The organism is Serratia sp. NCCP-200, from assembly GCF_059697885.1.
In genome coordinates, this window is the sequence record NZ_BAAKUJ010000004.1 from 72,458 (window position 1) to 96,537 (window position 24,080).

The window sequence follows — 24,080 nt, forward strand, 5'->3', positions numbered from 1 at the left end:
TTTCTATCTACTCACCCAGAATTATTTTAATTAAATGATTTCTAGATAATGTTGAAAATGTGTCACCCTGCAACCAGGGTGACACACGGCTAATAGTATTATTCTGTAATAATAGTATGGATCAGTTTTGGCGCTTGCGCCTTATCGGCAAGGGTGATGCTGTCATAGATTTTCGCCATGACGTTCTCCACATCCGGGCGGTTGGCATGGATCGTTACCAGTGAGTCACCGATGGCGACCCGATCGCCGACTTTTTTATGCATCATCAGGCCCACGGCCAGATCGATGTCATCTTCCTTGGTGGCACGACCTGCACCGAGCAACATGGCTGCCACACCGATTTCGTCGGCCACAATGTTGGCGACCACACCCGCCTGCTTGGCCGGTACCTCAATCAGGTATTTAGCCTGCGGCAGCTTCTCTGGATGATCCACCATTGAAGCATCGCCGCCCTGGTTGGCCAGGAAGTCACGGAACTTGGCCAGCGCCTTGCCGTTATCGATCACCTCTTGCAGCATGGCGCGCGCAGCCGGTAACGTGTCGGCCTTTTTCGCCAGCACGACCATTTGGCTACCCAACTGCATGACCAGCTCGGTCAGATCTTCCGGGCCTTCGCCACGCAGCGTATCGATGGCTTCCTTCACTTCCAGCGCATTACCGATGGCGTAGCCCAAGGGCTGCGACATATCGGAGATCACCGCCATGGTATTACGCCCCACGTGATTACCAATGCGCACCATCGCCGTGGCCAGCTCAACGGCATCCTCGGTGGTTTTCATAAACGCACCGGCACCGGTTTTCACGTCCAGTACGATGGCGTCTGCACCCGCAGCGATCTTTTTGCTCATGATCGAACCGGCAATCAGCGGAATAGAGTTCACCGTACCGGTCACATCACGCAGCGCATACAGCTTCTTATCCGCCGGGGTCAGGTTACCGGTCTGGCCAATCACCGCCACCTTGTCGCGGTTCACCAGCTCAATAAACTGTTGGCTGGAGATTTCCACGTGGAAACCGGCCACCGCTTCCAGCTTATCGATAGTGCCACCGGTGTGCCCCAGGCCACGGCCCGACATCTTCGCCACCGGGATATCCAGCGCCGCTACCAGCGGTGCCAGCACCAACGTAGTGGTATCACCTACGCCGCCGGTGGAGTGTTTGTCTACCTTGACGCCTTCGATCGCCGAAAGATCAATCACGTCACCGGAGTTCACCATCGACATGGTCAGATCGGCACGCTCACGGTCGTTCATATCCTGGAAGAAGATCGCCATAGCCAGCGCACTGGCCTGGTAATCAGGAATATCTCCCCGGGTGTAGCCGTTAACAAAAAACTCAATCTCTTGCGTAGTCAGCTCTTTTCCATCGCGTTTTTTGGCGATGATATCAACCATTCTCATTGTCTTTCCCCGGATCTTTATTTCTGTAAATCGATCTTGTAAACGGCAAAGCCGATATCGTCTTTCCCTACCAGCGTCATTGGATGCTGAGCGGACTGTTTAATGTAATCAGCCGCATTCTGGCTTGGTGAAGTCTCGATGCGGATATCCAACGGCTTATCCGCAGTAATTGGCGCGATCCGCCAGTTGTTTTTTACCTCTGGCTTATATGCGCCATGCTGTTTGGTCTGCTCGGAGATGTAATTGGCCACGATAGTGCGCACTTCATCCGGCGAGGAGATAACGATATTTTTTTCACCCGTACCGGCGAACTTGCCGGTAAATGCCCGGTAATTGTTCACGGCAACCAGGAATGGCGCGTCTGCCACCACCGGCTTACCTTTATAGGTCAGCGACTTGATACGCTGAGCCTGTGGATTGATCACGTTGCAATCCACGTCATAACGCGCAGGCTGGGTCACGTCGATCTGATAGCTCAGATCGTCAAACATATCGAAGTTGTAGGCCCGGAAGCCGTTCCAGTTGAGCAGTGACTGTGGCTTATCGCTTTTCACGTCGATCTGGTTGTACATGCCCGCAGAGCACTCCAGCCACTCTTTCAGATCGCTGCCTTTCACTTTCACCGCCGCCAGCGTGTTGGAATACTGGTAAAGATCGGCGGCGTTACGGAAGCTCAGAGGCCCTTTACGCATATCAACGAAGGCCGCCGGGTCGTTCTTCCTGCCACCCGCCTTGAACGGTGCCGCAGCAGAAAGCACCGGGATATCAGCCAGATCCGGATCGCCCTGAATAAAGTGCTCAACGTAGGCTTTCTGCGCCGCACGGATGATCTGGATGGCCGAGGAGTCCTGCACTAACGACAGATAGGTATTGGTGTCTTCGGCAATGGTGCCAATCGGCTTGTTAACGAATTCACGGGTGTCGTTATGCGCCTGTTCCAACGTTTTCACCAGCGAGGCCTTGGCATCGACCAGCGATTTGTCATTCTTCTTATCAAAGATTGGGCGAGCTTCTGCACGGCTGGAGACCACCTTCCACTTATTGGTTTCCCCTTCCAGCACCAGATCGATCACCCCCAGGTTATCCGCCCAGTGGCCCGGCATGACTGCTGGTACGCCGTTGACCGTACCCTTTTCAAGATCTACCCCAGGAATAGCGGCGAAATCCTTGCTTGGGAAAATAGCGTGAGAGTGGCCAAAGGTAATGGCATCGATGCCTGGAACCTGCGTGAGGTAGTAGACCGAGTTTTCTGCCAGCACCTTGTAAGGATCGGCAGAGATGCCAGAGTGGGCGATAGCAATCACGATATCCGCCCCTTCCTTACGCATCTGTGGCACCAGCTCCTTGGCGGTTTCGGTAATATCTTTGGCAATCACCTTACCCGACAGCTTGTCCTTGTCCCACAGCACAATCTGTGGCGGTACGAAGCCGATATAACCGATGCGCAGTTTATGCTCTTTACCCTCGGTATCTTTTACCGGCGTTTCCACGATCAGGTACTGTTTGAAATAAGGCTTGTTGGTCTTGGCGTCGTAGACGTTGGCGTTGATGTACGGGAATTTGGCCCCGCTAATCGCCATTTTCAGGTAATCCAGCCCGTAGTTGAACTCGTGGTTGCCCAGGCTGCCGACCGCATAATCCAGGGTGTTCATCGCCTGATAAACCGGATGCACATCGCCCTTTTTCAGGTTGGCGGCAGCATAGTCCGCCATCGGGCTGCCCTGGATGATATCGCCGTTATCGACCAGCACGCTGTTGGTCGCTTCCGCGCGGGCAGCATCAATCAACGTGGCCGCTCTCACCAAACCGTACTGAGCGGTGGCTTTATCTTTGTAATAGTCATAATCCATCATGTTGCCGTGAACGTCGGTGGTTTCCATGATACGGAGATCCACCGTTGCGGCATGCGCAGCGCCTGCAACCAACAGGGCCAATAACGATAGCTTGAGGGGAGAAGTCATTTTCATCACATATTCCTTATTGTTATAGCGATAGCAGGCCACAACCTCTCGATGTGGCCTTGAGCTAATTAAAAGAAGAAACCTACGACGGCGGCGTTCAGGAAGCTGACCAGCGTGGAGCCGTAAAGCAGCTTCAGGCCAAAGCGGGCTGCGGCGTTACCTTGCTTGGAATCCAATGCCTTGATGGCACCGACAATAATGCCGATTGAGGAGAAGTTGGCGAACGACACCAGGAACACCGAGATAATCGCCATGGTGCGTTCAGAGAAGTTGTAGTCACCCTGCGAAAGGTTGAGCATGGCAACAAATTCGTTGCTAACGATCTTGGTTGCCATCAGGCCACCGGCCTGCACCGCTTCGTGCCACGGTACGCCCACCAGGAAAGCCAATGGAGAGAACACGTAACCCAACACGCCTTGGAAGGAAATGCCAAATGCAGCGGTGAATAACGCGTTAGCCATGGTGATCAGCGCAATAAAGCCGATCAGCATCGCGCCAACGATAATCGCCACCTTGAAGCCATCGAGGATGTATTCACTCAAGACTTCGAAGAAGCTCTGCTTCTCCCCTTCAATGACATCCAGAATGTCTTCCTCAGGCTTGACCTGATAAGGGTTGATCAGCGACGCCATGATAAAGCCGCCAAACAGGTTCAGCACCAAGGCAGTCACCACGTAACGCGGATCGAGCATCACCATGTAAGCGCCCACAATCGCCATTGATACCGTCGACATGGCCGAGGTACACAGCGTATACAGACGGTGCTCCGGCAGCAGGCCGAGCTGTTTTTTCACTGAGATGAACACTTCAGACTGGCCGAGGATCGCCGAAGCCACCGCGTTATAGGACTCTAAGCGCCCCATGCCGTTGACCTTGCTCAGCGCCAGGCCGATGTACTTGATGATAAAGCCCAGGATGCGCCAGTGTTGCAGGATGCCGATCAGCGCGGAGATAAACACGATGGGCAGCAAAACGGACAGGAAGAAAGAGATCTCGCCGTGATTCACCAAACCACCAAAGACGAAGTTCACCCCTTCGTTGGCATAGGAGAGTAAATTGCCAAATACTTCGGCGATCACGCCAATCACTTTATTGCCTACGTCGGTCTTCAGCAGCAGTGCGGTCATCAAAAACTGGCAGGCCAGCATGACGAAAATCGGACGATAGCGAATGTTTTTGCGATCGTTGCTCACTAAAAGTGCCAAAATACAGATAGTAACGATACACACTATCCCTATGATATATTTCATCTTTTCCCCAAAATTATCTGCGAACCTTTACGTTCTGTTGACCAGCCTTGTACCCTGGCACAGGCCGGGAACTGATGATGTTATTATCGAAACATAACACAGACAATATGTTATTAAAGTTACACAGATCACATTTGAAAATCACAATAGTCTTAAAATACATATATGTAACATGTTGTACTTATCACTAACATTGAATCGGTTATAGAATAGACATAGATGAACATTGCTGGGGGGAGTTTTTTGATCGCTGGCTTCGGCGCTTGGGGGAGAAGGGAGAATGCTGGCGCAGGAAGGTAACCCTGCCCTTGCTTGAAATTAGAGCAATCGCTCGGCTTTGTGACAAAGACCCATGACGATCCCCGTGTCCTTGGTTCGAGCCTGAGCCCGACACCAAATTAACAAAAAACCGCTTATGGCGATTTTTTGCTATTCAGTATAGGTATTCAATTCAGGGCAAGTTTAACGTCACCACGCCAGAGCCTTTATAAGTTCCACCACTGGCGCTGACCGGCATTCCCGATAGCGTTGAGGTCAAGCCGATGCTCTTCCCACTCATATTGGCAGTGGTGGGAAAGGTATTTCCTGTTCGTCCGGTGAAGCTCAGTATCGCGTCAATAACTTCGCCTTTCGGATTGATCAGTTTAACCTCCCCTTTCCCTGTTGGAGGACCAATACGAACAGTGAAGTTCACATCGTTGGTACAGTGCACCAGTAAGTTGCCAGTCGCTTTATGCCCAGCGACTTGATCTGTGGTTAGCGTCCCGTGATCCAACTCCAGGGTGTCAGAGTCAAATTTACATGAGTGCTTTATTGGCGGAATAATCTGTGATGATGAGCAATCAAATAATGGCTCATAAACATGTGAGGGCATCCACGAAAGCCGGATCCCTATGGTGAAACAAGAGTAGGATTCCACCGTATTTAACAGGCGTATCTTCCCATGATAAGGAAAACCAATGACCTTTCGCAGTGCAGCACCCAGTTCACCCACTGTATTTGCCTTCGCCAACGACGGATATTGAGGATCCCCCCATCGCGGGGACTCTAGAAGAAAATAACAGTTTCCCCCTTTCTGGCAAATCCGAGCCCCAACGCCGACCTCAACATTAGTTGAAAGATAAGAGTGGGTTTGGGTATCATTTTCATCCCAACTGTTAAGCGAATAATTTACTTCAATCCCGGTCAGCCCACTGCCCCCTAAAGGAATACGCTTCACGCTTGTCACCGTGATATTAACCCCCCCCAAAGCAGGACCGGACCATAGGCCAAAGAGAGCAGTAAAGATAAGTATTACTTTTTTAGCCCCCTGACTTACATTAAAAATATTTACCGCATTGAAACTATTCATAATTTAACTCTATCATTGCTGTGCTTTTAAACCCGCCTTCCCTAATCCGCTTATTCACTATCGCGTCAGGCTCCCCTTGAATAAAGGCGTATAGAGAAATGACATTCGTTCCCACCTGCAATTCATACTGTTCGCTGGTGTTATTGACTGGGACTAATTTCTTGCCCAAGGTTTCCAGACCAATCGCAATTCCCTTTGCCTCACTGTCGTCGCTCAGCGCTAATAAGCCCGGTAACCCGAGACTTTCAGTTGCCAAGAACGTAATCTTCACCATTTTGCCGATACTGAGATCACAATCAGCCAGATTCAATTCAAACCGGTGTCCCTGAGTACGTTGGTTTTTATACAAAAATTTACTGCTAACAGTGCCAAATTCCAGTGAAATCAGCTCCTTTCCCGGCGGAATAACACAGGCATCAGCGGTCAACGCACCGTAAAAATGCACATTTTCCTGGCTATTCACTGATGTGGCATAAACCGGTAACAGAAATAAGACCGATCGCCAACCAAACGACCTTGCTGCCCTAAAGCACCTGCCGATCATGCGTCTCAAGACTTTATCCCTATTGATACTCAGCTTTCAGAGTGGCCCAAGCCTCGAACTTGCCTTCCGTCAAGACTGTGCCAATTTTCTTCACCAGCACTGCTTCCAATTCTGGCCGGTTGTGCAACGTTATTGCCAACGAACTACCAGGCACGAAAGGTTGGTCGTTCTGATATATCTGGATCGCCAGATTATCCTTATCGGTCCGCAACGCCGTATAATCATCAAACTCTGCAATATGACCAACCAGCGTCAGCTTCAGCGCCCAGTTGCCAATTGCGCTTTCTTCGCAGGTTATCTGGTAGTTCATCGCTTTGCGGTAATTGGAACCATCGATCGACTTGATGCTGACATTGTCACTAAAATCCACGTCAACCAGACCACGATCATTAATCTTGCAGGAGGGTGGCTCTATCAACGTGCCACTAAACGCTATCTGCCCTACCAGTTTTTCGTCTTGTGCCTGAGCGACGATAGTGAAAGATATGACACAGGCAATTATCCCCCCTTTGGCCAGCCACCTTTTTTTCATGCTCAATTCCCTTTTATTGATACTCAACTTTCAGGGTCGCTACTGCCGTAAAGCCCCCTGCGGCAAGCGTCACTCCCGCTTGTTTAAGGAGCACCGCTTCCAACTGGGGCAACTGCGGATAAGTGAAATTAACCCATTGATTAATAGCCAGTGGTTTCCCCTCCAGCAACATAGCGATACCCAACCCCGCTGCCAGGGTCTGTAATACCGGTACCTCAGTGTCAAACCCCACCAAGGCCGCTTGCCCATATACCTGAAATTTCATTGCATTTGACGCTGGTGCAGAACATTTCAGGCTATATTCCACCTTCCGGCGGTAATTCTTACCATCCACTCGGGTGGTTATCACATCGTCAAAAAGTACCTGTATCGGCAGGTTATCGTTCAAGACACAAGGCAGAGGCGCTCTCACCGTTACGCTGATATTTACCGATGCCGTATCCATTACCTCTCCCTCAACCCATCCCGGCACCCCCACCAATATCCCAAACAGGCAGCCGCTCAGTCTTTGGCGAACTTTCATTTCTCCCTACTCCACTTCTCTGATGCTGTCCCTCAATGCTCAGTGAGTTTCGCCAGCGTCTTTTTGATTGCAACAACATAGAAAAAATAATTTACTCAACTTATCATTGCCTTAACGCAACTTATTTTCAGGAATCACATTACAGGTGTTGCCATTGCAGCTAAAACTCAGCTGTGGCCGTCCCCCGTAGTCGTTGACGTAAGTCAGCACTGGAGCATTGCCCACACTGGCAACATTCACCTTCAGCGGTAGAGCTCCTTTCGGGGGCACCATCAGCGGCTCAAAATCCTTCACTCCCAGAACGTCTTTTTTGCTGCTCGCATCTACGATGGTGACGTAGTATGGCGTCGAGTTGTTGAGTATATAGCTGTCGCCCTTCCGGCTCAGGGTCAGTTGTTCCTGCGGTGGAGCCGCACGGGGATCGATGGCAATCGCCGCTGGGCGGTAAAACAATTTGATACGCGTCTGCAACGCGATCTGCAGCGTGTTCGGTTTATTACTCTTTGGTGGAATTTCCCGCATGCTGAAGTAATAAATCGATTCCCGATCCTGTGCCAGTTGTTTTATGGCCGGTAGCGACTGGACTTTTATCTGGCTCGGCTTACCGGGATCCAGGCGCTGTACCGGTGGTAATACGGTGAGTGGAGTCTGGATTTTATTACCCAGCTCATCTTCAATCCAACTTTGTGCCAGATACGGCAATTTCTTACTCTGATTGCTGATACTCAGGCTCACCGACGTCTGACTACCGTCAAAAACCACTCGCGTGCGATCCAGCGCAATGGCCGCCTGAGTCTGCTGAACACTCAGCAACCCCAATAGGGCAACGAGCGCTATCATCAACCTCAAGGTACTAGTGATAGCATTGGGTTGCTTAATACAGATTTTCATTTTTTATTACCTCATTCCTGGCTCTATTGACCTCTGAAACAATTAGCTGGCTAAAGCCGTCAACCTTTGACCAGGGCCAATGACATTGCTTTTATTCTGATGACGCCGTCGAAGCACCTAATAAATGGCACGGCAACAATAAAGGGTTCGTCAGCATGTCTGTCAGCAACTCTGCTGGCAGATTTACCTCACATTGTGCATTGCCATTCCAATGTACCGTCATACTTTCTCCAGGGTTGATACCGCTCAGATAAACGTTCCCCCCCTCACTCACTATTCCAGTTTCCTGCCGACGGGTATTCATCACCGAGGCACCAAATGGCGGTTCACGGCCATCGGCCAACCTAATTACCGCCATCGCTTTCTGACCGGCAACCACATCAAACTGACGATAGCCAATCGCTCCTTCGGTCAAGGTTGCCTGCACCACGGATTGGGGGACTTCGGCGTTTTCACCCAATAGGTTAAGGTCGATGCTCGCCTCATTACGATAGTAGCTGTTGATATCACCAATCACGGTCTTACCCCAGGTGTTGGTTCTGCTAGTACTGCCATAACCACGAACCGGTACCCCCGGTACACCCTGAGTATCAATCAGTAACCGGGTACTCCCCATTATGCCCATGCGGTGTAGTGCTCCACCTTTAGCCGTCAGCGTCGCCCCTCCTTGGGCGCTCATTCCCAATGCGCTATAACTCCCTTGATGGTAGCTGGCATTGGCAGTGATTTGAGCCATATCGCCTTCATGGTTATAGTAACCACTCAGGTTTCCTCCATCGCGAGAATGCCCTACACTTACTTGGTAGTTGTTGAGTTCATCCGTTTTCTCGTAATAGCTGACTTTATTGGTGGTCGTCTCGCGACCTGTCGTCGTGTTATAACTGACAGTCGCATTGTTGCCCCACGGCAGCGATAGCGACAAATAGGCCCCGTCATCATTCATTCCGTTATAACGGTTGCGATACGCAGACAGCGATAGGCTTATATTGCGGAAAACACCGATATCGAAATAACGCGACAACATCAGGTTGTAACGATCATTAGCCGATTGCCCCCAATAGGTCTGGTGATCGTAATTCAGGTATAGAGTGATACCTGCATCCCGGAATTGCTTGTTAAAACTGATGGTATACATTTCCTTATTATTGCGTGTCCCCTTGTCCCCTCTGTTCATGTTCACATAGTTGCTCATATTCATAAAATCGCGCTGTGAGAAGCGGTAGCCGGCAAACGTCACCTGGCTGTCATACTCATCAAAACGCTTTGAGTAACTGAGGCGGTAAGAGCCCCCCATGAGCATGCTATCCTGTTGCGGAACACGTACCATTGACTGGGTAGCATCAAACGACAGTGCCCCCAGCACCATCAGGTCACGGCCAATCCCCAGCGATGCCGCGTTGTAGCCTCCCCCTGCCAATAGCCCACCATATAGCGACCAACCGCTATTTATCCCCCAGGAGAATTCCCCGGTACCGAACCAAGGGCCACTCACATGGTGCTGCCAATCTGACGGTTTCCCCGCAGACAACTTAAAACGCACCACTCCCGGACGTGTCAGATAAGGGATGCTTGCAGTATTGAGATTGAATTCCTGCACCGAACCGTCTTGTTCTTCCACCCGTACATGAAGTTCACCGTTAACCGCATCATTGATGTCTTGAATGCGGAACGGGCCTGCTGCGACCTGGGTTTCATGCAATAACCACCCTTGCTGGCTGATAATGACTCTAGCGTTCGTTCTGGCTACACCAACAATCTCCGGCGCATAACCACGCAGATTAGGAGGCTGCATACTGTCATCCGAGACCAGACTGGCACCACTGAAGCGAAAACTGTCGAACAGATCTGAATCCAGATAGTTCTCGCCAATCATCAGTTTCGAACGCAGCATCTTGATGGCGCGATAGGCATAATAACGGTCCCAGTCAAATTGACTGTTTTTTGAACGGGCTGAGCCATTCTGCTGGTCGATACTGCCCTGCCAGTCTGCCCGCAAACGCCAAACCCCCAGGTTCATGCCCGCCGTGCCATTACCACTCAGGCCATAGCTATCTCCGCGCTGTGTCTGCTGCCTTTGCATCCGTCCATTCAGGTTGTAATCCAACAGCAGCCCAGGGATACCGTTCTCCCAGCGAGACGGCGGCTCCCAGTTTTCCGAGGTATACTCCAGATAAGCTTGCGGAATACTCAGATACAGTGCCGAAGTAGACAAGTCTCCACGGACCTCCATCCCCTGGAGGCTGGACTCATTCAGGCACTCACCCTGATGCCACCAGGTTAATTTATCCAGCAAGCCTTCCTTTAAGCCAAACCGCTCCACCATGGCTTTATCAACACAGGCCCGGCTTCCGTGAGCCTCCCCTTCTGGGGCGTAAAACGACACAAGTTGCTCTGGCAACTCATCCCTGTTGATACGTACCACCATGCCGTAAGTGCCTGGCATTATGAATCCGCTACGGGAAAACTGGCTCATATCAATATTTTTACGGTCATTAACATCCAGCATATCGGTATTGAACTCAACGTCCTCTGCGGAAAATACCATCGCAGACATAGAGCTTAGTGCAAGAAAAATACAGAGCCTCAACACCTGATTAGATGCCAGTTTCCTTGTAGACAATAATTTCATATCCCTGGCCTTTTCTGACATCCTGTCTTGCTAATAAACTTGAAATCATCCGGTGTATAGCGCTGAGGGGGACTCACCGACAACAAATATGGAATTATTGAATTAAATATCCACCATAACGCTGTTTCATCCTTCTCAATCGCAAAGAACTATCAGAATCAATCATATTCACAATAATGTCATTAAATTACAGAGCTATGTAATCGACCACACCGTCACATCACAGGTTCAGGTCTCTTACTTCATCACTATATTACCGGCACACATCAACAGTGTTCCTTTGAATATTTACCCGTCATACTCCAGAACCCCCTTAGAGGAAAATTCAAGTAGGGCAAATAGTCAAAAAAACACCATAATAACTGCACACATCAATTATACGGCATACGACTATTATTCCAGTCGTATGCCTAGAGGTAAAATGCATACGGGTAAAACGTATGCTAAATATGTCAGACTACGATAGCTTATTATTGATAATACAATTTGAAATCAGCGGTAGATCGGAATTCACCTTCGGTAATCTCTTCAGCAGTAGCCCCGCTCCCCTGTAAGTAAGCAGAAAATGCCAACGTGTTACTGCCACTTACCAATCTTTGAGGCTTGTCAGACATCACACCCAATGTGAGCGGTTTACCATCACCATCAGTAATGACAACACCAGCACCTGTAGCTCCGGTAATACCTAGCATACCCGCTCCACCAGAACCTTCTGTATCCTTACCTGAGAAGAGGTAATATACTTTGTTTTTATCAGATGCACCCACTTCACAGTTTTCCAAAGAGATGGTGAAATCACGTGCTTTAGACTTGCCACCATTTTTCAAGGCGACCTTAGACACTTGACCCAGTGGAACAGTGAACTCTTCTGCTTCTGGGGAAATGGAGCACGGCGAGTCAACGATAAAACCCGTAAACTCGATTTTCCCCTCACCACCAAGTTTCACTGGAGCCGGAACAGGATCAGGAACAGGCTCTTCCGCGTAAGCGACCGAGCTGAGACTAAATGAAAGTGCTACTACTACCATAATTTTGTTAAGTGTCATTGCTAATTACATCCTTTTGATAGAAAACTTACCTTTCATGCCATCGCTCGTTAACCCACAGCTAACAAAATGACATAAATCCCTGCATTCACGCCGTCGATATATATCTCACAGCCAGAACAATGCTATATACAACAAAAAACAAAAGCAAAATAACCCAAATAACACCAGGTAATTAGTTTTATGTTCTTATTTAAATTGATTAATTAGAGTTAAATTTAAATAATGCACAAAAAACCACCAACAAGCGAACGGTCATACTAGTGACAAATCAATAAATTATCAGTGAGGAAACAACGTTTCCTGTTGTCACTTTATGTAACGTATTCAGGGGGCACCGCAGTAGTTATAAATACGGGTATAAGCCCAAAAAGCCCGATGCTTCATCGGCAGTTTGCCGTTACAGAGCCTGAGCCGGTTTAGTGTGGTGACCCATATTGGACAAGGCAACGGCTGGGATAACAGCCATATGGAACGCTTCTTCCGCTGTCTGAATACTTGATTAAACGGGTTAAAGCATTTTAACGGCTGCTTAGCGCAGCATAACGGCATACATAGCAGGTTATTACAGCCCGTGGCGCCCTCATCAATATCATGGTGGGCTGACAGCGGATTAATCAGCACGGCGGTTCTGGGAAAACGCAGAAACTGTGGCCAGTTTTTGTTGACCACGACACATAAAGCTACTGCCAGTAGCCTGCGGCATTGGCCACAACCTCGCGATGCAACATTGTGAGTTAAAAGAAAGAAGGTGTAGTAATACAGATGAAACTGCATGAAATTAGAGCAATCGCTCGGCTTTGTGACAGAAACCCATTGACGACACAGGGCCAAATACGGTTTAATGCGCCCCGTTGCCCGGATAGCTCAGTCGGTAGAGCAGGGGATTGAAAATCCCCGTGTCCTTGGTTCGATTCCGAGTCCGGGCACCATATTCATAAGGCCTCGCTGCAAAGCGGGGCTTTTTCCTTTTTTGACTACGTTAGATTTCTGGTCGTTGCAACACGTTATTTGTTTGCTGGATTTCTCGCCATTTTCGCAGATGTTCGTTACTTTTAAATACCTCAACATCCTCTGGTGTGTCTTTTCCTTACCCCACTACTACGGTCTTTCTACGGTCCTCTACGGTTCCCTTCTCTCAGATTATTCATAATGAAGCAGAAAATACGGGGGAAACGGGGGATTCAGGTTTTACTTTATTTAACAACAAATTACTTAGGTCTCTCCCCGGAGAAAGACCGGGGGTACTACCCTTCAGGCTCGGGGAAGAACTCAACTTCATAATTTCCCCCTGTCAGTCGGGGGTGCCCACCGTCTCCTCCACCTGTAATATTCCTGCTTTTCCCTTATGATTCTTCATATCAGCAGGCCCCCGCTTTCCACGTCATCAAAGAAACGATTCAGCAATAGACCTATTTTACTGACATATATCATGTTTAGTATAAGAATGGTGGTACGCAACCCATACATTTCTTTACAAATTGTATTTTCTGTGAATACTCAAAGAAACTGTACGACGTTGATAAAAATATATGGATGAGATATGAATATATTTGAACAGACACCACCAAACCGCAGACGTTATGGTTTGGCAGCATTCATCGGACTGATTGCTGGTATCGTTTCAGCATTTGTAAAATGGGGCGCTGAAGTACCTTTACCTCCCCGCAGTCCTGCTGACATGTTTACTGCTGCATGTGGCCCTGAATCACTCATTCGTGCAGCAGGACAAATCGACTGCTCCCGTAACTTCCTGAATCCTCCTTATATCTTCCTTCGTGACTGGCTCGGGCTCGCCGACCCTAATGCGGCAGTGTATACCTTTGCAGGGCATGTCTTTAACTGGGTGGGGGTAACACACATCATCTTTTCGCTTGTCTTTGCGGTAGGTTACTGTGTTGTTGCAGAAGTCTTCCCTAAGATTAAACTCTGGCAGGGCTTACTGGCCGGTGCATTAGCACAACTTTTTGTTCATATGATTTCTTTCCCTCTCATGGGATTAACGCCGCCATTATTTGACCTTCCATGGTATGAAAACGTATCTGAAATCTTCGGTCATTTAATCTGGTTCTGGTCCATTGAAATTATTCGCAGAGACCTTCGTAACAGAATAACTCACGAGCCAGACGCCGAAATCCCCCTCGGGCAAAACAGATAACGGTGTCTCAACTTTACCGAATGGCGCAGTTATTGCGCCATTTTAGTTCCCTCATCAAATTAACCGACATACGACCACATCGCATTTTTGATACGTAATCCCCTCTCATTCAGACAAATATTATTTCTGTGCCCCCCAACGGCATCTTTCCCCACAGACTAGAACTGGACCGTAAAATCTGTTCTAACTGAATTCCTCGTTGTGTAAGTATCCCGCATAATCGTGCCATTCACATTTAGAGAGCTTCCGGCATAATCAATCTGCCAACGAAGGAGATCGCTATGCGTAAAGCCCGTTTTACTGAGCATCAGATCATCGCTGTGATTAAGTCGGTTGAAGCCGGACGAACAGTTAAAGATGTCTGCCGGGAGACCGGTATATCTGAAGCCACCTACTATAACTGGAAGTCCAGATACGGCGGTATCCGGTTCACCCGTTATGCGAACCGCCTGCTGATCAGGTTGCGAACAGATCAGCCAATCGCCTAAAAGTACGATTTATTCAACAAAGTTGATTTAGTCGCGCTTTAATCTTAGTGCTACGAATCGCGTCATGTCTAGATGCCGAGACAGCCAATCTTCTGGCATAACCGAGACAGAAAATGACGTGATAATGCCAAGATGAATATTTATATTCATCGCGTTTGTTACTGAAGCAAGGAGTGTTAACATAAAATAGCGCATCCAGAAACAAAGAGCCGATGAAATGAGGGTAAAATATCGTCAGAGCCAGGTGAAGATTCGAAGATATTTTTTGTCGATGACCAAGCGCCAATCATTTGTCACAACTGAGACGGAATATGGCGCGATCATGCCATAGTAAATATTTGTATTCTTCAAATTTGTTACGGAAAGAAGTGTTGTTAACATAAAACGGAACACCCAGAAGCCAAGAGTCGATGAAATGAGGATGAAATATCGTTATAAGTAAATGAAAACGCTAATACCTGACAGTATCTGAACGCATAACTGGCGAATCGGATGCTATTTTCTTCAGTTAATTCCGATTATTCAATAAGGCCGACAAATATTGTAGTTACATCACTTGCCTAACCATGAATTTTGAAGTAATGATCATTTCATGCTGCGCAACCTGGTGTTATTGACTGTTTTTTTATTCTATTTCGATATTTCACCCCAAACAGATATGGCTGAATGCAAATATGTTTCTGCATAAGAGCGTAAACCGGAGTTATATATTTAATTTAAAAAAGTTAGAGGTATAGCCCAATTTTCGCATTGTTAAATTTAATTTAAAATTGGAATTGAAATTTATTTTTTTGTATTTAACATTCGAGATGACGATGGGTTTTAGACTGCAGTCAATAAAAAACGGATTTATAAATTTAATTAGGAGAGTAAGTATATGTCGAGTAACAATTTTGCGAGTCTTATTTCTGTTCTTCACGTGAGTGATTTCGACAAAGCCGTTGAATGGTACGCCAAATGGCTTGGGCGCAAGCCAGATATTACACCTGAGGAGGGAATCGCCGAATGGCAGCTGGTAGAAAATGCTTTGATTCAAGTTTCGGTTGCTCCTGACCCAAGCCTTGTAGGTAAATCATTTGTAGTTTGCGGTGTTCGCGATATCGAAGTACAGATGGTAGTTTGTCAAAACGCTGGTGTTAGCGTGAGCGAAACACAGGACCTGGGATTCATAAAGCTTGCGCAGATCAGCGATCCAGCCGGAAACACCGTGATGTTCGTCCAAGAAATGTAGGGCAGTCTTGATTAGCCGAGTGAATTCTTAGGGAGGAGGTATGTTTCATAACATGGACGTTGGCGTTTGGAGCTACAGAAGAGAATACGAAAATGATCGAGCGGACCAGCGTTTGGGGTTCTTGCTTCTGGCTGCTTCATACAGCGCATCACGCCGAGCTAATAATGCCCTGTCTTCACCCGTATGCTGGTACCTGGGGGTCGTCCACCCGACCTGTGAGTGCATCGCTTTCTTGTTGCAGCCGTTTGAAGTCGGTTTCCATCTGGACGAAGCGACGAGGCATTTTTTATGACTGACGTCCGAAGTTCATGCGACGCAACTTGTCGAGCGGTGCCTGCAGATGCTCGATTTCGCGTTCCCGTTCGCTCAGCTTTACCTGCAAGGTACGAACCAATGCCCCCTCGGCCAGGCGTTGTTTTAATAGCAGGATGTCATCGGGAGGCGTATTATCCATCCCGGCAGGGGCATTTTTACAACATTGTCAGCGAGATTAGCAGAATTATATCTACTTTGAGACAAACACCTCAAATTAGGTTGTCACTACGTGACGGAGAGCTTTCTCCGAAAATTTAGGTATCGCCGTGTGTATCCATAGATCCTGCCTTGATTAAAAATAGACGACATGATTGTCTATGGATACAGAGCATTCTATTTAATTTCCTTTAGCTCATCACCCAATCAGAGCTTTGCACCTTTTTCTACATAGCTCATATCGCCCAGTTTACCCACGGTAAACTCACCGTTTTTATAAGTAATCTGCGTAACACTAGCATTAGACAGTGGCGCAACAATGGGCGTAGAGCTCATATCCGCTACCATGGCCAGAATAGCTGCTCCATGTGAAACCAGAAGTATGTTACCGCCCCCTTGAGCTGCCGTTTCTTCAGCAATGGTTTTTAGCTCTGATTGCATACGTGCTTTGACGGTGGCAAACGTTTCAGCTTCACCGCTGGTATCGACCAGAGCAACACCGCCGAACATCTTGTCAAATGGCAACTTTCCATTGGCAAAATCACCGAATAGCGCTTTTTCCGACTCATAGCCAAGTTTGGTGGCGATGGCTCCCCACATATTGGCATCGAGATCGCCTTCGTAAATACCGAAGCAGAACTCACGCAGTTTCTCACTTTCGACGATGTCCAACGGCTGCCCTTTTGCGGCTAAAATAATACGTGCAGTTTGACGAGCTCGCCCCAGATCGCTGGCATACACCTTTTTGAATTCAACCTCTTTCAACCCCTTGCCAAGTTGTTCAGCAACCGTCACGCCTGCGGTAGTCAATGGGGTATCTGCCCAGCCCTGAACCCGATGTACGGTATTAAACATGGTTTTCCCATGGCGGGTGACATAAATGGTGACTGTATTATCACCTGCTGTTTCAGCGTAAGCCAACAGCGGACTAAAAATAAGTGAAGACAATAGAGCAAGTAATAGTGAAAACCGTTTCATGGTTATTTCCTCAATGGTGTTGGTTTGTATCATTGTTAACTTTCCGCAGATGAGCATATATCCGTTACCGGGGAGTGTGCTCCTACCTGCTTGTTGTATCAGCTGATTTTCAGGCAAAAAAAAACCTAAACCTCTGGTGGCGTGCTAGCTAATAGCCAACACCACCAGAGGTTTAGGTTTTGCCTGTTAAACAGTAACAATCCTAATTTACAGTCCAATACGCTATCAGTTTGATAAATGAATGCAAGAAATCAAATCTATAAAAGTAGAAACTGTGATCAAATTAACGTTAAGCTGATTGTTGTCTGTTTAACACTGAAAGATAAGTCTCAACTATATTTTCAACGTCATGGCCTGATCAACAGGTTGTACGAACTCACACTCGACAAAAGAGGGTCAGATGAAAAACCAGCAAGTAAGCTTAAAAACCATCCCAGAGCCGCAAAAGGACTGTTCTGGCGTGCCCGTTGCACTAACGGATGAAACCATCCAACAAAGAAAGAGCAACATCCTTAGCAGGATGAAGCAGCGTGGGCTTGATCAACTGGTGATTTACTGTGATGTCGAGCACGGTGGCAATTTTGAATATCTGGTCGGCTTTTTCACCCGTTTTGAAGAGGCCTTATTGATTATCAACGCCGATGGCGAAATGACGCTGGTGCTGGGAAACGAAAATCTCAATAAGGTCAGCAAAGCGCGAATTCAGGCCAAGGCGGTGCATCTTTCTCAATTTTCACTGCCGAATCAACCCGGTAGAAGCGATAAGTCGATTAAGGAACTGCTGGTTGAAGCCGGCATTCGGGAAAATGCCCGCACCGGCCTGGTTGGCTGGAAGATGTTTACCAACGGGCCAGAGATCGACAAGAAAATCTATGATCTCCCCTCATTTATTGTCGATACCCTCCGCAACATTGTCGGTGATGAAGCCTGTTTATCCAATGAGACCGACTTGTTTATCGGCGAGCACGGGGTAAGAACGGTCAATAATGCCAACGAGGTGGCTCACTACGAATATGGGGCCGCATTAGCCTCCGATTGCATGCTGGATGCCATGAATAAGCTGGCCCCGGGCGTAACAGAACAAGCGTTAGGGGATTGCCTGGTGCGCTTTGGCCAGCACCCGAGTATCGTGACCATTGCTGCCAGCGGCCCACGCTTTATCAAGGGTAACCTGTTCCCAACCGACAACACCGTGAAGTACGGTGATACGATTTCGCTAACCGTAGGCTACCGCGGCGGGGCCTCCAGCCGGGCGGGTTATGCGGTCAATGCCAATGGTGAGTTATCAACAGAGGCGAAAAACTATCTGGATGCGGTCGCCAAGCCCTACTTCTCTGCCTATGCCCACTGGCTTGAAGTGATTAGCGTTGGCATGCGTGGCGGCGATCTGTTCGATCAAGTGGAAGCGGTCTTACCGCGCTCAAAGTACGGTTGGTCGCTGTGCCCAGGGCACCTGACCGCTGAAGAAGAGTGGATGTCTTCGCCCATTTATCAAGGCTCACAGCAAAAGCTGTTGAGCGGCATGATCCTGCAGATTGATATTATCCCTTCAGTGCCCAACTTTGGTGGCGTATCTGCCGAGAGCACCGTGCTACTGGCGGATGAACAGCTGAAGTTGGAGCTCCAACGCCAGTATCCGCAGCTATGGCAGCGGATGCAGCAGCGTAGAAAATACCTGGTCGAAACGTTGGGGATAACGCTGTCAGCAGATATCTTGCCGATGTGCAGCACGGTTGCCTATTTGCGCCCTTATTTGCTGGACAAGGACAGCGCTTTTGTCTGCCAGAGCTGAGCGATAAGCCAATCGCGTATGACTTTGGCAGAGAACGGCTGCGATTAAATCAGGCCAACAGCGTGTCAAAGGCTAACGAGAACAGTGCGGTTTCATAGGATGTTGAGGCGCTAGATAATACGTATTCCTCCCCAATGTCCTGTGAATGTAAGTACCAACGTTTTTCAGCAACATCGACGGTTAAGCCATTGGCAAAAGGGTGAGGTAAGGTAAACGTGGTCGGGGATAAAGAAAAACCCCGGCCATCCGCTTTTATGATGGCTTCTTTCAACGACCACAGACGAAAGAAATCAACGTTTCCCCCCTGAGCGAGTTGTGTAAACTCCTCAGGAGTGAGCACATCCTGGTAGTCATGTATGTCAATCGGGACTCTTTTTTCCACATCAACGCCGATACTCCCCTGCGTGGTATAAGCACACACGGCCCAGGCCCCCGCATGGGAAAGATTAAAAGCCCCTTTCATTCCCATCACGGCAGGTTTGCCATAGCGGTTATAGTGCAGTTTGGGAAAGTGACTTCCCTGATACCCAACATGTTTTTTTAATGCATAACGTAGCAGCATTCTCCCTAATAATGACCGACGTTTATCGTCATCAAATCTAAACCGATCGAATAGGATCCGTTGGTCTTTATCAAGATAATCCCGCTGCGAATAAAGCAGTTCGCTGCTTAGCTCGTCAATACGAGAGCAGTAGATATAATTGGTCATGTTCTTTAGCCCTTCATCAATAGCATGCTGGGCAGGTAATAAAACCCCTGCCCAGCGCCAAGAAAGCAATTAGCGGATGTGGCTAATCAACTCATCCTCCTTTTCCAGCAAGGTAAAGTGACAGGCTGCTATTTCAAACAGCTGTAGCTGGGCGATGTCTTCAACACCAGTATCAACGTTGTTAAACCGGTATTGTTGATACCCCTCATTACCTATCTCCTCTGTCGCCTTAAACAACACGATCTGCGTATGTTTTAATACGGCAGAGAGTGGCTGTATATTCAACAGCTTATCGCTGACGACGACCGATTCGACATTATGTCTTAAATAATGTGGGATTTGTAACCGCGCCATCATAGAGTCCAGGTTAAAGGATGACTCATTGCGCAGATAATGATCTTCACTTAACAACCAGGTATCCAGCAGATAGACAGTGATCCCCTTAACCCCACGCGCTTCTAAATAGGCTGCGATCTCCAGTGCAATCTTCCCGCCCAACGACCAGCCTAATAAAGTGACCGGTTGGCTGACATCAAGAATGCGATCGATATGCTCCAGATAATAACGTGCCAATTCATCAAGCCGCTCGATCTTCTGCTCATGATAGAAGTTGTATGAGTCAACCCCATAACAGCAGTAGCGCTCACTCAACCTATTGGCCAAGGATTGATAGACAGAACAGTTCCCCATCCCAGGGTGAACCATAAACATCTGCGGCTTTTGCGTTACCGTATTAAATGGCACGATCACCTCAAAGGACTTCCCTTGAGCCTGTGTAATTACTTGCGATAACTCGCCTAAGGTGCGTGCATTGATAATATCAAGCAGACGAATTTTCACCCTCAGCACCTGATTAATCCGGTTGTTCAGCCTCATCGCCAGGATGCTGTTGCCGCCCAGTGCAAAGAAGTTATCCTCCATGCTGATTGCCTCAAATGACACTTGCAACGTATCAGCAAGCAACTCGCACAATGTTTTTTCAACCTTGTTTTCCGGCGCCACGTAGGACACTGAATGGGTTATTTGCGGTTCAGGTAACAACCTTCTGTTCAATTTACCGTTTGAGGTCACCGGCAGCGCCGTCAAATGAACGAATACGCTAGGCACCATATAATCTGGCAGGGTTTCCCGCAGATGAGCGCATAGCTTTTCGGTGGAAATTTCCTGCGCGGCAACATAATAGGCCACCAGATATTTATCATTGCTACCACGCTCACTGGCGATCACCACCGCATGATTAACGTCCGGATAACTGGCCAGGCGCGTCTCGATTTCGCCCAGCTCAATACGGTAACCGCGCACTTTAACTTGGAAATCATTGCGGCCCAGATATTGGATGTTGCCATCGGCTAAATAGCGAACCACGTCGCCAGTTTTATACATCCGGCCATTGTAACCCCGTAGCTTTTCCTCATTGCTCTGGAATGGATTGCTTAGGAAAGCTTTGTCCGTCAATAGCTTATTATTCATGTAACCTCTAGCGACACCGACGCCACCAATGAATAACTCGCCAATTGCCCCCGGTGGAATGGGTTGCAGTTGTGCATTCAGCACATAGGCGGAAGTATTGTCTATCGGCTTACCGATTAACACATCCTTAATGGAGCGTGCGTTACAGTCGTAGAACAGCACATCCACCGTCGCTTCCGTTGGGCCATAGAGATTGTGGATCTGGCAATGCGGCAGTAAACGCTGGCATTTTCTGACTTCCCCCACGTTTAACGCCTCTCCGCTGCAAAACAGGTAGTTAAGGCTGCCCAGTTTTGCCTGCAACGCGTTCTGCCCCTCCAGGGTTTCAAGGAATGCCGATAGCATTGAAGGGACGAAATGGAGCGTCGTTACCTGCTGCTGTTCAATCAGTTCTGCCAGATAAACATTATCTTTGTAGGCCTCCTGCGAAGCAAAAACGGTACAAGCACCGAACCAGTTAGCCCAGAACAGCTCCCACACTGAAACATCAAAGGTGTAGTTGGTCTTTTGCAAGATACGATCCTGCGCCGTGATCGGATATTGCTTGTGCATCCAGACAATACGGTTGATCACGCTGTGATGCTCTAGCATAACGCCTTTAGGATTGCCCGTGGTACCGCTGGTATAGATGATGTAAGCCAAATCGCTAGACCGCACCGATGAAGGCTGGTTTTCACCTGGGTAGCGGGCAATATCAGCTGACGTTGCCCGATCGGCGACATCAATAACGGTTCTGCCGGTTGCCGCTAGCGCTGCGGCTTTCTCGTCGCCAGGGTTTGCCGTCAAGATGATATCGATACCGGCGTTTTCCAGCATATAGCTCACCCGGTCATCCGGTGCCAGCGGATCCAGTGGTACGTAAGCGCCCCCCGCCTTGAGAATGGCCAGTATCGCGACCTGCATATGCTCAGAGCGGTTTAGACACAGCGCCACCAGATCGCCAGTGCGGACAGCAAAGCGTTCTCTCAAATAAACCGACAAGCGGTTAGCCCGTTCATTCAGCTGCCGATAGGTCAGGCTCACGCCCTCAAACACCAGTGCGATGTTCTCTGGGGTTCTCGCTACCTGCGCCTCGAACATTTCGTGGATTGTCATATCCCGTGGGTAGTCGCATTCGGTGCGGTTCCCCTGGCAGATGATTTGCTCGTATTGCGCCGTATCCAGGTACTGAAGCTCCGCAAGGGAACGCCCCTGACTGCACAGCGTTCCCAGTTGGCGCAGGATATGCCGATAGGTCGCAATGTAGTTCTCCATCGTTTGCCCGTTGAACAGGGCCGTCGCATAGTTGAAGACGCCACCGATCGCCTCTTCACTGTCATCCATCATCACGGTCAAATCGAACTTCGCTGCCCGATACGCCCCTTCTTGCGCGTCATACTGCTCAAACAGGCTTTCTCCTTCGGTGCGTCCCGCTGCGCCAAACGATTGGAGACTGAACATCACCTGGAAGATCGGGTGCCTTGAACTGTCCTTTTCCGTTTTCAGCACTTCTACCAGCTTTTCAAAAGGCAGGTCCTGATGGGTATGCGCTTCACTGACCTGCTGCCCCGTTTCGCCAATAAATTCTCTGACCGTTTGGCTGACGTCTATCTGCCGTCTGAGGACCAGCGTATTGACGAACAGCCCCATGGTGTCTTCCACCCCAGGGTAATGCCTGCCCGCTATCGGGGTCCCCAACACGATATCCTGCTGGTTGCTGTAAACCCCCAGCAGCAGGTAATAGCCGCTCAGCAAGACCGTGTACAGGCTGACGTTCAACGAGGCGGCCAACGCCCGCAGTTCGGCACTGGTCGCCGCATCCAGCTGGAAGGTGATATCGTCGCCGCGGTAATCCAATTGCAACGGACGTACATGGTCCGTCGGCAGGTTGAGCGGTTCATGGTCTGCCAGTTGCCCATGCCAGTAGGCCAGTTGCCTGTCCAGCGTGGCTCCTTGCAGGTGTTGGCGCTGCCACAACGCAAACTCCCGGTACTGTACCGGCGGTGCCGGGAGTTCATTGCTGGCCTCTCCGGTGAACACGCGGTAATAGTGCAGTAACTCTTTTAACAGCAGATCCACCGACCAGCCGTCAAACGCGATGTGGTGAATAACGATGCTGAAGTAGTCTGCTCCCGCCAGCGTATAACTGCTGGCCGCAATCGGGCACTCCTGCGCCAGGTCAAACACCCGGTGTTGATGCTCATGCAGTCGTGCATGCAGCGCTTGCACGCTGTCGCATGTTTCGTGCGATATGCTCAGTGAGAATGTCTCGGCTGGCAGAATATGTTGATACCCCTGCCCGTCGTCATCGCACAGGATCAGGGTGCGCAGCACTTCGTGACGCTCAACCACCTTCATCAGGGCCTGGGCCACTTTCTGCGGATCGGTTCCGGCCTGCAGCTTGAGCGTAAGCGGGATGTTGTAGGCGTTGCTGCCTTCTTCATAACGGTCGATAAACCACAGGCGCTCCTGGGCAAACGACAGCCGCTGCTCCTCAGGCCGGGCGATCGACGGTGCCTGGATGACCTGGCAGCCCTGCGCGGTATTATCAATAAATGCCGCCAGTGCCCGAATGGATCTCAGGCGGAACAGGTCAGAGACGTGCACGCTTTTTTCTAACGCGCGGGTCAAACGGCCCACCAGCTTGATCGCCAGAATGCTGTTGCCCCCCAGGCGA

The 24,080-nt window shown here is 49.1% G+C and carries 16 protein-coding genes, 1 tRNA gene and 2 pseudogenes; 5 read left to right on the forward strand and 14 right to left on the reverse strand.

Translation table 11 applies throughout. The features are described from left to right. Positions 1-98 precede the first annotated feature (98 nt). The 10 genes from AC6HVW_RS14865 to AC6HVW_RS14910 form a co-directional block, all read right to left on the reverse strand. Complete coding sequence (locus AC6HVW_RS14865) at positions 99-1,400, reverse strand: pyrimidine-nucleoside phosphorylase (protein ID WP_037375733.1); 1,302 nt, start codon at positions 1,398-1,400, stop codon at positions 99-101. A gap of 17 nt (positions 1,401-1,417) precedes the next feature. Then, a complete protein-coding gene (locus AC6HVW_RS14870) occupies positions 1,418-3,361 on the reverse strand; it encodes a bifunctional 2',3'-cyclic-nucleotide 2'-phosphodiesterase/3'-nucleotidase (protein ID WP_497569555.1) in 1,944 nt (647 codons plus the stop codon). Between the two features lie 68 nt (positions 3,362-3,429). Then, positions 3,430-4,611, reverse strand: a complete 1,182-nt coding sequence (locus AC6HVW_RS14875; RefSeq protein WP_021806306.1) for a NupC/NupG family nucleoside CNT transporter — start codon at positions 4,609-4,611, stop codon at positions 3,430-3,432. Between the two features lie 451 nt (positions 4,612-5,062). Continuing rightward, positions 5,063-5,962: an MrpH family fimbial adhesin gene (locus AC6HVW_RS14880; protein ID WP_497569502.1), complete on the reverse strand. Its 900-nt coding sequence runs from the start codon at positions 5,960-5,962 to the stop codon at positions 5,063-5,065. Continuing rightward, positions 5,955-6,506 carry a fimbrial protein gene (locus tag AC6HVW_RS14885; RefSeq protein WP_071681195.1) on the reverse strand — a complete coding sequence of 184 codons (552 nt, stop codon included), beginning with the start codon at positions 6,504-6,506 and terminating at the stop codon, positions 5,955-5,957. The genes AC6HVW_RS14880 and AC6HVW_RS14885 overlap by 8 nt, the downstream gene beginning before the upstream one ends. 19 nt (positions 6,507-6,525) lie before the next feature. After that, positions 6,526-7,038 carry a fimbrial protein gene (locus tag AC6HVW_RS14890; RefSeq protein WP_497569503.1) on the reverse strand — a complete coding sequence of 171 codons (513 nt, stop codon included), beginning with the start codon at positions 7,036-7,038 and terminating at the stop codon, positions 6,526-6,528. A gap of 13 nt (positions 7,039-7,051) precedes the next feature. After that, positions 7,052-7,561: a fimbrial protein gene (locus AC6HVW_RS14895; RefSeq protein WP_497569504.1), complete on the reverse strand. Its 510-nt coding sequence runs from the start codon at positions 7,559-7,561 to the stop codon at positions 7,052-7,054. A gap of 111 nt (positions 7,562-7,672) precedes the next feature. Next, positions 7,673-8,401 (reverse strand): fimbria/pilus periplasmic chaperone, encoded by a 729-nt coding sequence (locus AC6HVW_RS14900; protein WP_497569505.1) that lies wholly within the window; start codon positions 8,399-8,401, stop codon positions 7,673-7,675. A gap of 142 nt (positions 8,402-8,543) precedes the next feature. Next, positions 8,544-11,081 (reverse strand): outer membrane usher protein, encoded by a 2,538-nt coding sequence (locus AC6HVW_RS14905; RefSeq protein ID WP_071681193.1) that lies wholly within the window; start codon positions 11,079-11,081, stop codon positions 8,544-8,546. Between the two features lie 470 nt (positions 11,082-11,551). Further along, positions 11,552-12,127 (reverse strand): fimbrial protein, encoded by a 576-nt coding sequence (locus tag AC6HVW_RS14910; protein ID WP_497569506.1) that lies wholly within the window; start codon positions 12,125-12,127, stop codon positions 11,552-11,554. An 856-nt stretch (positions 12,128-12,983) separates the two neighbouring features. On the opposite strand from AC6HVW_RS14910, the gene AC6HVW_RS14915 reads away from it, so the two are divergent. The 4 genes and pseudogenes from AC6HVW_RS14915 to AC6HVW_RS14930 all read left to right on the forward strand — a co-directional run bounded on the left by AC6HVW_RS14915 (position 12,984) and on the right by AC6HVW_RS14930 (position 16,004). Next, positions 12,984-13,059 (forward strand) — tRNA-Phe (locus AC6HVW_RS14915). A gap of 611 nt (positions 13,060-13,670) precedes the next feature. After that, positions 13,671-14,285 carry a YagU family protein gene (locus AC6HVW_RS14920; RefSeq protein ID WP_039995582.1) on the forward strand — a complete coding sequence of 205 codons (615 nt, stop codon included), beginning with the start codon at positions 13,671-13,673 and terminating at the stop codon, positions 14,283-14,285. A 281-nt stretch (positions 14,286-14,566) separates the two neighbouring features. Then, a pseudogene (locus AC6HVW_RS14925) lies at positions 14,567-14,710 on the forward strand (transposase); the annotation flags it as partial. A gap of 940 nt (positions 14,711-15,650) precedes the next feature. Then, entirely contained in the window at positions 15,651-16,004 is a 354-nt protein-coding gene (locus tag AC6HVW_RS14930) for a VOC family protein (RefSeq protein WP_071682061.1), read from the forward strand. A 190-nt stretch (positions 16,005-16,194) separates the two neighbouring features. On the opposite strand, the pseudogene AC6HVW_RS14935 reads toward AC6HVW_RS14930, so the two are convergent. Next, a pseudogene (locus AC6HVW_RS14935) lies at positions 16,195-16,458 on the reverse strand (IS66 family transposase); the annotation flags it as partial. Between the two features lie 224 nt (positions 16,459-16,682). After that, positions 16,683-17,486: a histidine phosphatase family protein gene (locus tag AC6HVW_RS14940; protein WP_218832835.1), complete on the reverse strand. Its 804-nt coding sequence runs from the start codon at positions 17,484-17,486 to the stop codon at positions 16,683-16,685. 367 nt (positions 17,487-17,853) lie between these two features. Here AC6HVW_RS14940 and AC6HVW_RS14945 point away from each other — a divergent pair, with 367 nt between their 5' ends. Beyond that, positions 17,854-19,245 (forward strand): M24 family metallopeptidase, encoded by a 1,392-nt coding sequence (locus tag AC6HVW_RS14945; RefSeq protein WP_186485964.1) that lies wholly within the window; start codon positions 17,854-17,856, stop codon positions 19,243-19,245. A 49-nt stretch (positions 19,246-19,294) separates the two neighbouring features. Here AC6HVW_RS14945 and AC6HVW_RS14950 read toward each other — a convergent pair whose 3' ends face one another. After that, a complete protein-coding gene (locus AC6HVW_RS14950; protein WP_137751208.1) occupies positions 19,295-19,954 on the reverse strand; it encodes a 4'-phosphopantetheinyl transferase family protein in 660 nt (219 codons plus the stop codon). Between the two features lie 69 nt (positions 19,955-20,023). After that, a partial coding sequence (locus AC6HVW_RS14955) for a non-ribosomal peptide synthetase (RefSeq protein WP_497569507.1) occupies positions 20,024-24,080 on the reverse strand: 4,057 nt, incomplete at its 5' end.

Bases quoted from the DNA above. Each gene is read 5' to 3' on its own strand.
- AC6HVW_RS14865 (WP_037375733.1), bottom strand. From the start codon at position 1,400: ATGAGAATGGTTGATATCATCGCCAAAAAACGCGATGGAAAAGAGCTG.
- AC6HVW_RS14870 (WP_497569555.1), bottom strand. From the start codon at position 3,361: ATGACTTCTCCCCTCAAGCTATCGTTATTGGCCCTGTTGGTTGCAGGC.
- AC6HVW_RS14875 (WP_021806306.1), bottom strand. From the start codon at position 4,611: ATGAAATATATCATAGGGATAGTGTGTATCGTTACTATCTGTATTTTG.
- AC6HVW_RS14880 (WP_497569502.1), bottom strand. From the start codon at position 5,962: ATGAATAGTTTCAATGCGGTAAATATTTTTAATGTAAGTCAGGGGGCT.
- AC6HVW_RS14885 (WP_071681195.1), bottom strand. From the start codon at position 6,506: ATGATCGGCAGGTGCTTTAGGGCAGCAAGGTCGTTTGGTTGGCGATCG.
- AC6HVW_RS14890 (WP_497569503.1), bottom strand. From the start codon at position 7,038: ATGAAAAAAAGGTGGCTGGCCAAAGGGGGGATAATTGCCTGTGTCATA.
- AC6HVW_RS14895 (WP_497569504.1), bottom strand. From the start codon at position 7,561: ATGAAAGTTCGCCAAAGACTGAGCGGCTGCCTGTTTGGGATATTGGTG.
- AC6HVW_RS14900 (WP_497569505.1), bottom strand. From the start codon at position 8,401: ATGATAGCGCTCGTTGCCCTATTGGGGTTGCTGAGTGTTCAGCAGACT.
- AC6HVW_RS14905 (WP_071681193.1), bottom strand. From the start codon at position 11,081: ATGAAATTATTGTCTACAAGGAAACTGGCATCTAATCAGGTGTTGAGG.
- AC6HVW_RS14910 (WP_497569506.1), bottom strand. From the start codon at position 12,127: ATGACACTTAACAAAATTATGGTAGTAGTAGCACTTTCATTTAGTCTC.
- AC6HVW_RS14920 (WP_039995582.1), top strand. From the start codon at position 13,671: ATGAATATATTTGAACAGACACCACCAAACCGCAGACGTTATGGTTTG.
- AC6HVW_RS14930 (WP_071682061.1), top strand. From the start codon at position 15,651: ATGTCGAGTAACAATTTTGCGAGTCTTATTTCTGTTCTTCACGTGAGT.
- AC6HVW_RS14940 (WP_218832835.1), bottom strand. From the start codon at position 17,486: ATGATACAAACCAACACCATTGAGGAAATAACCATGAAACGGTTTTCA.
- AC6HVW_RS14945 (WP_186485964.1), top strand. From the start codon at position 17,854: ATGAAAAACCAGCAAGTAAGCTTAAAAACCATCCCAGAGCCGCAAAAG.
- AC6HVW_RS14950 (WP_137751208.1), bottom strand. From the start codon at position 19,954: ATGACCAATTATATCTACTGCTCTCGTATTGACGAGCTAAGCAGCGAA.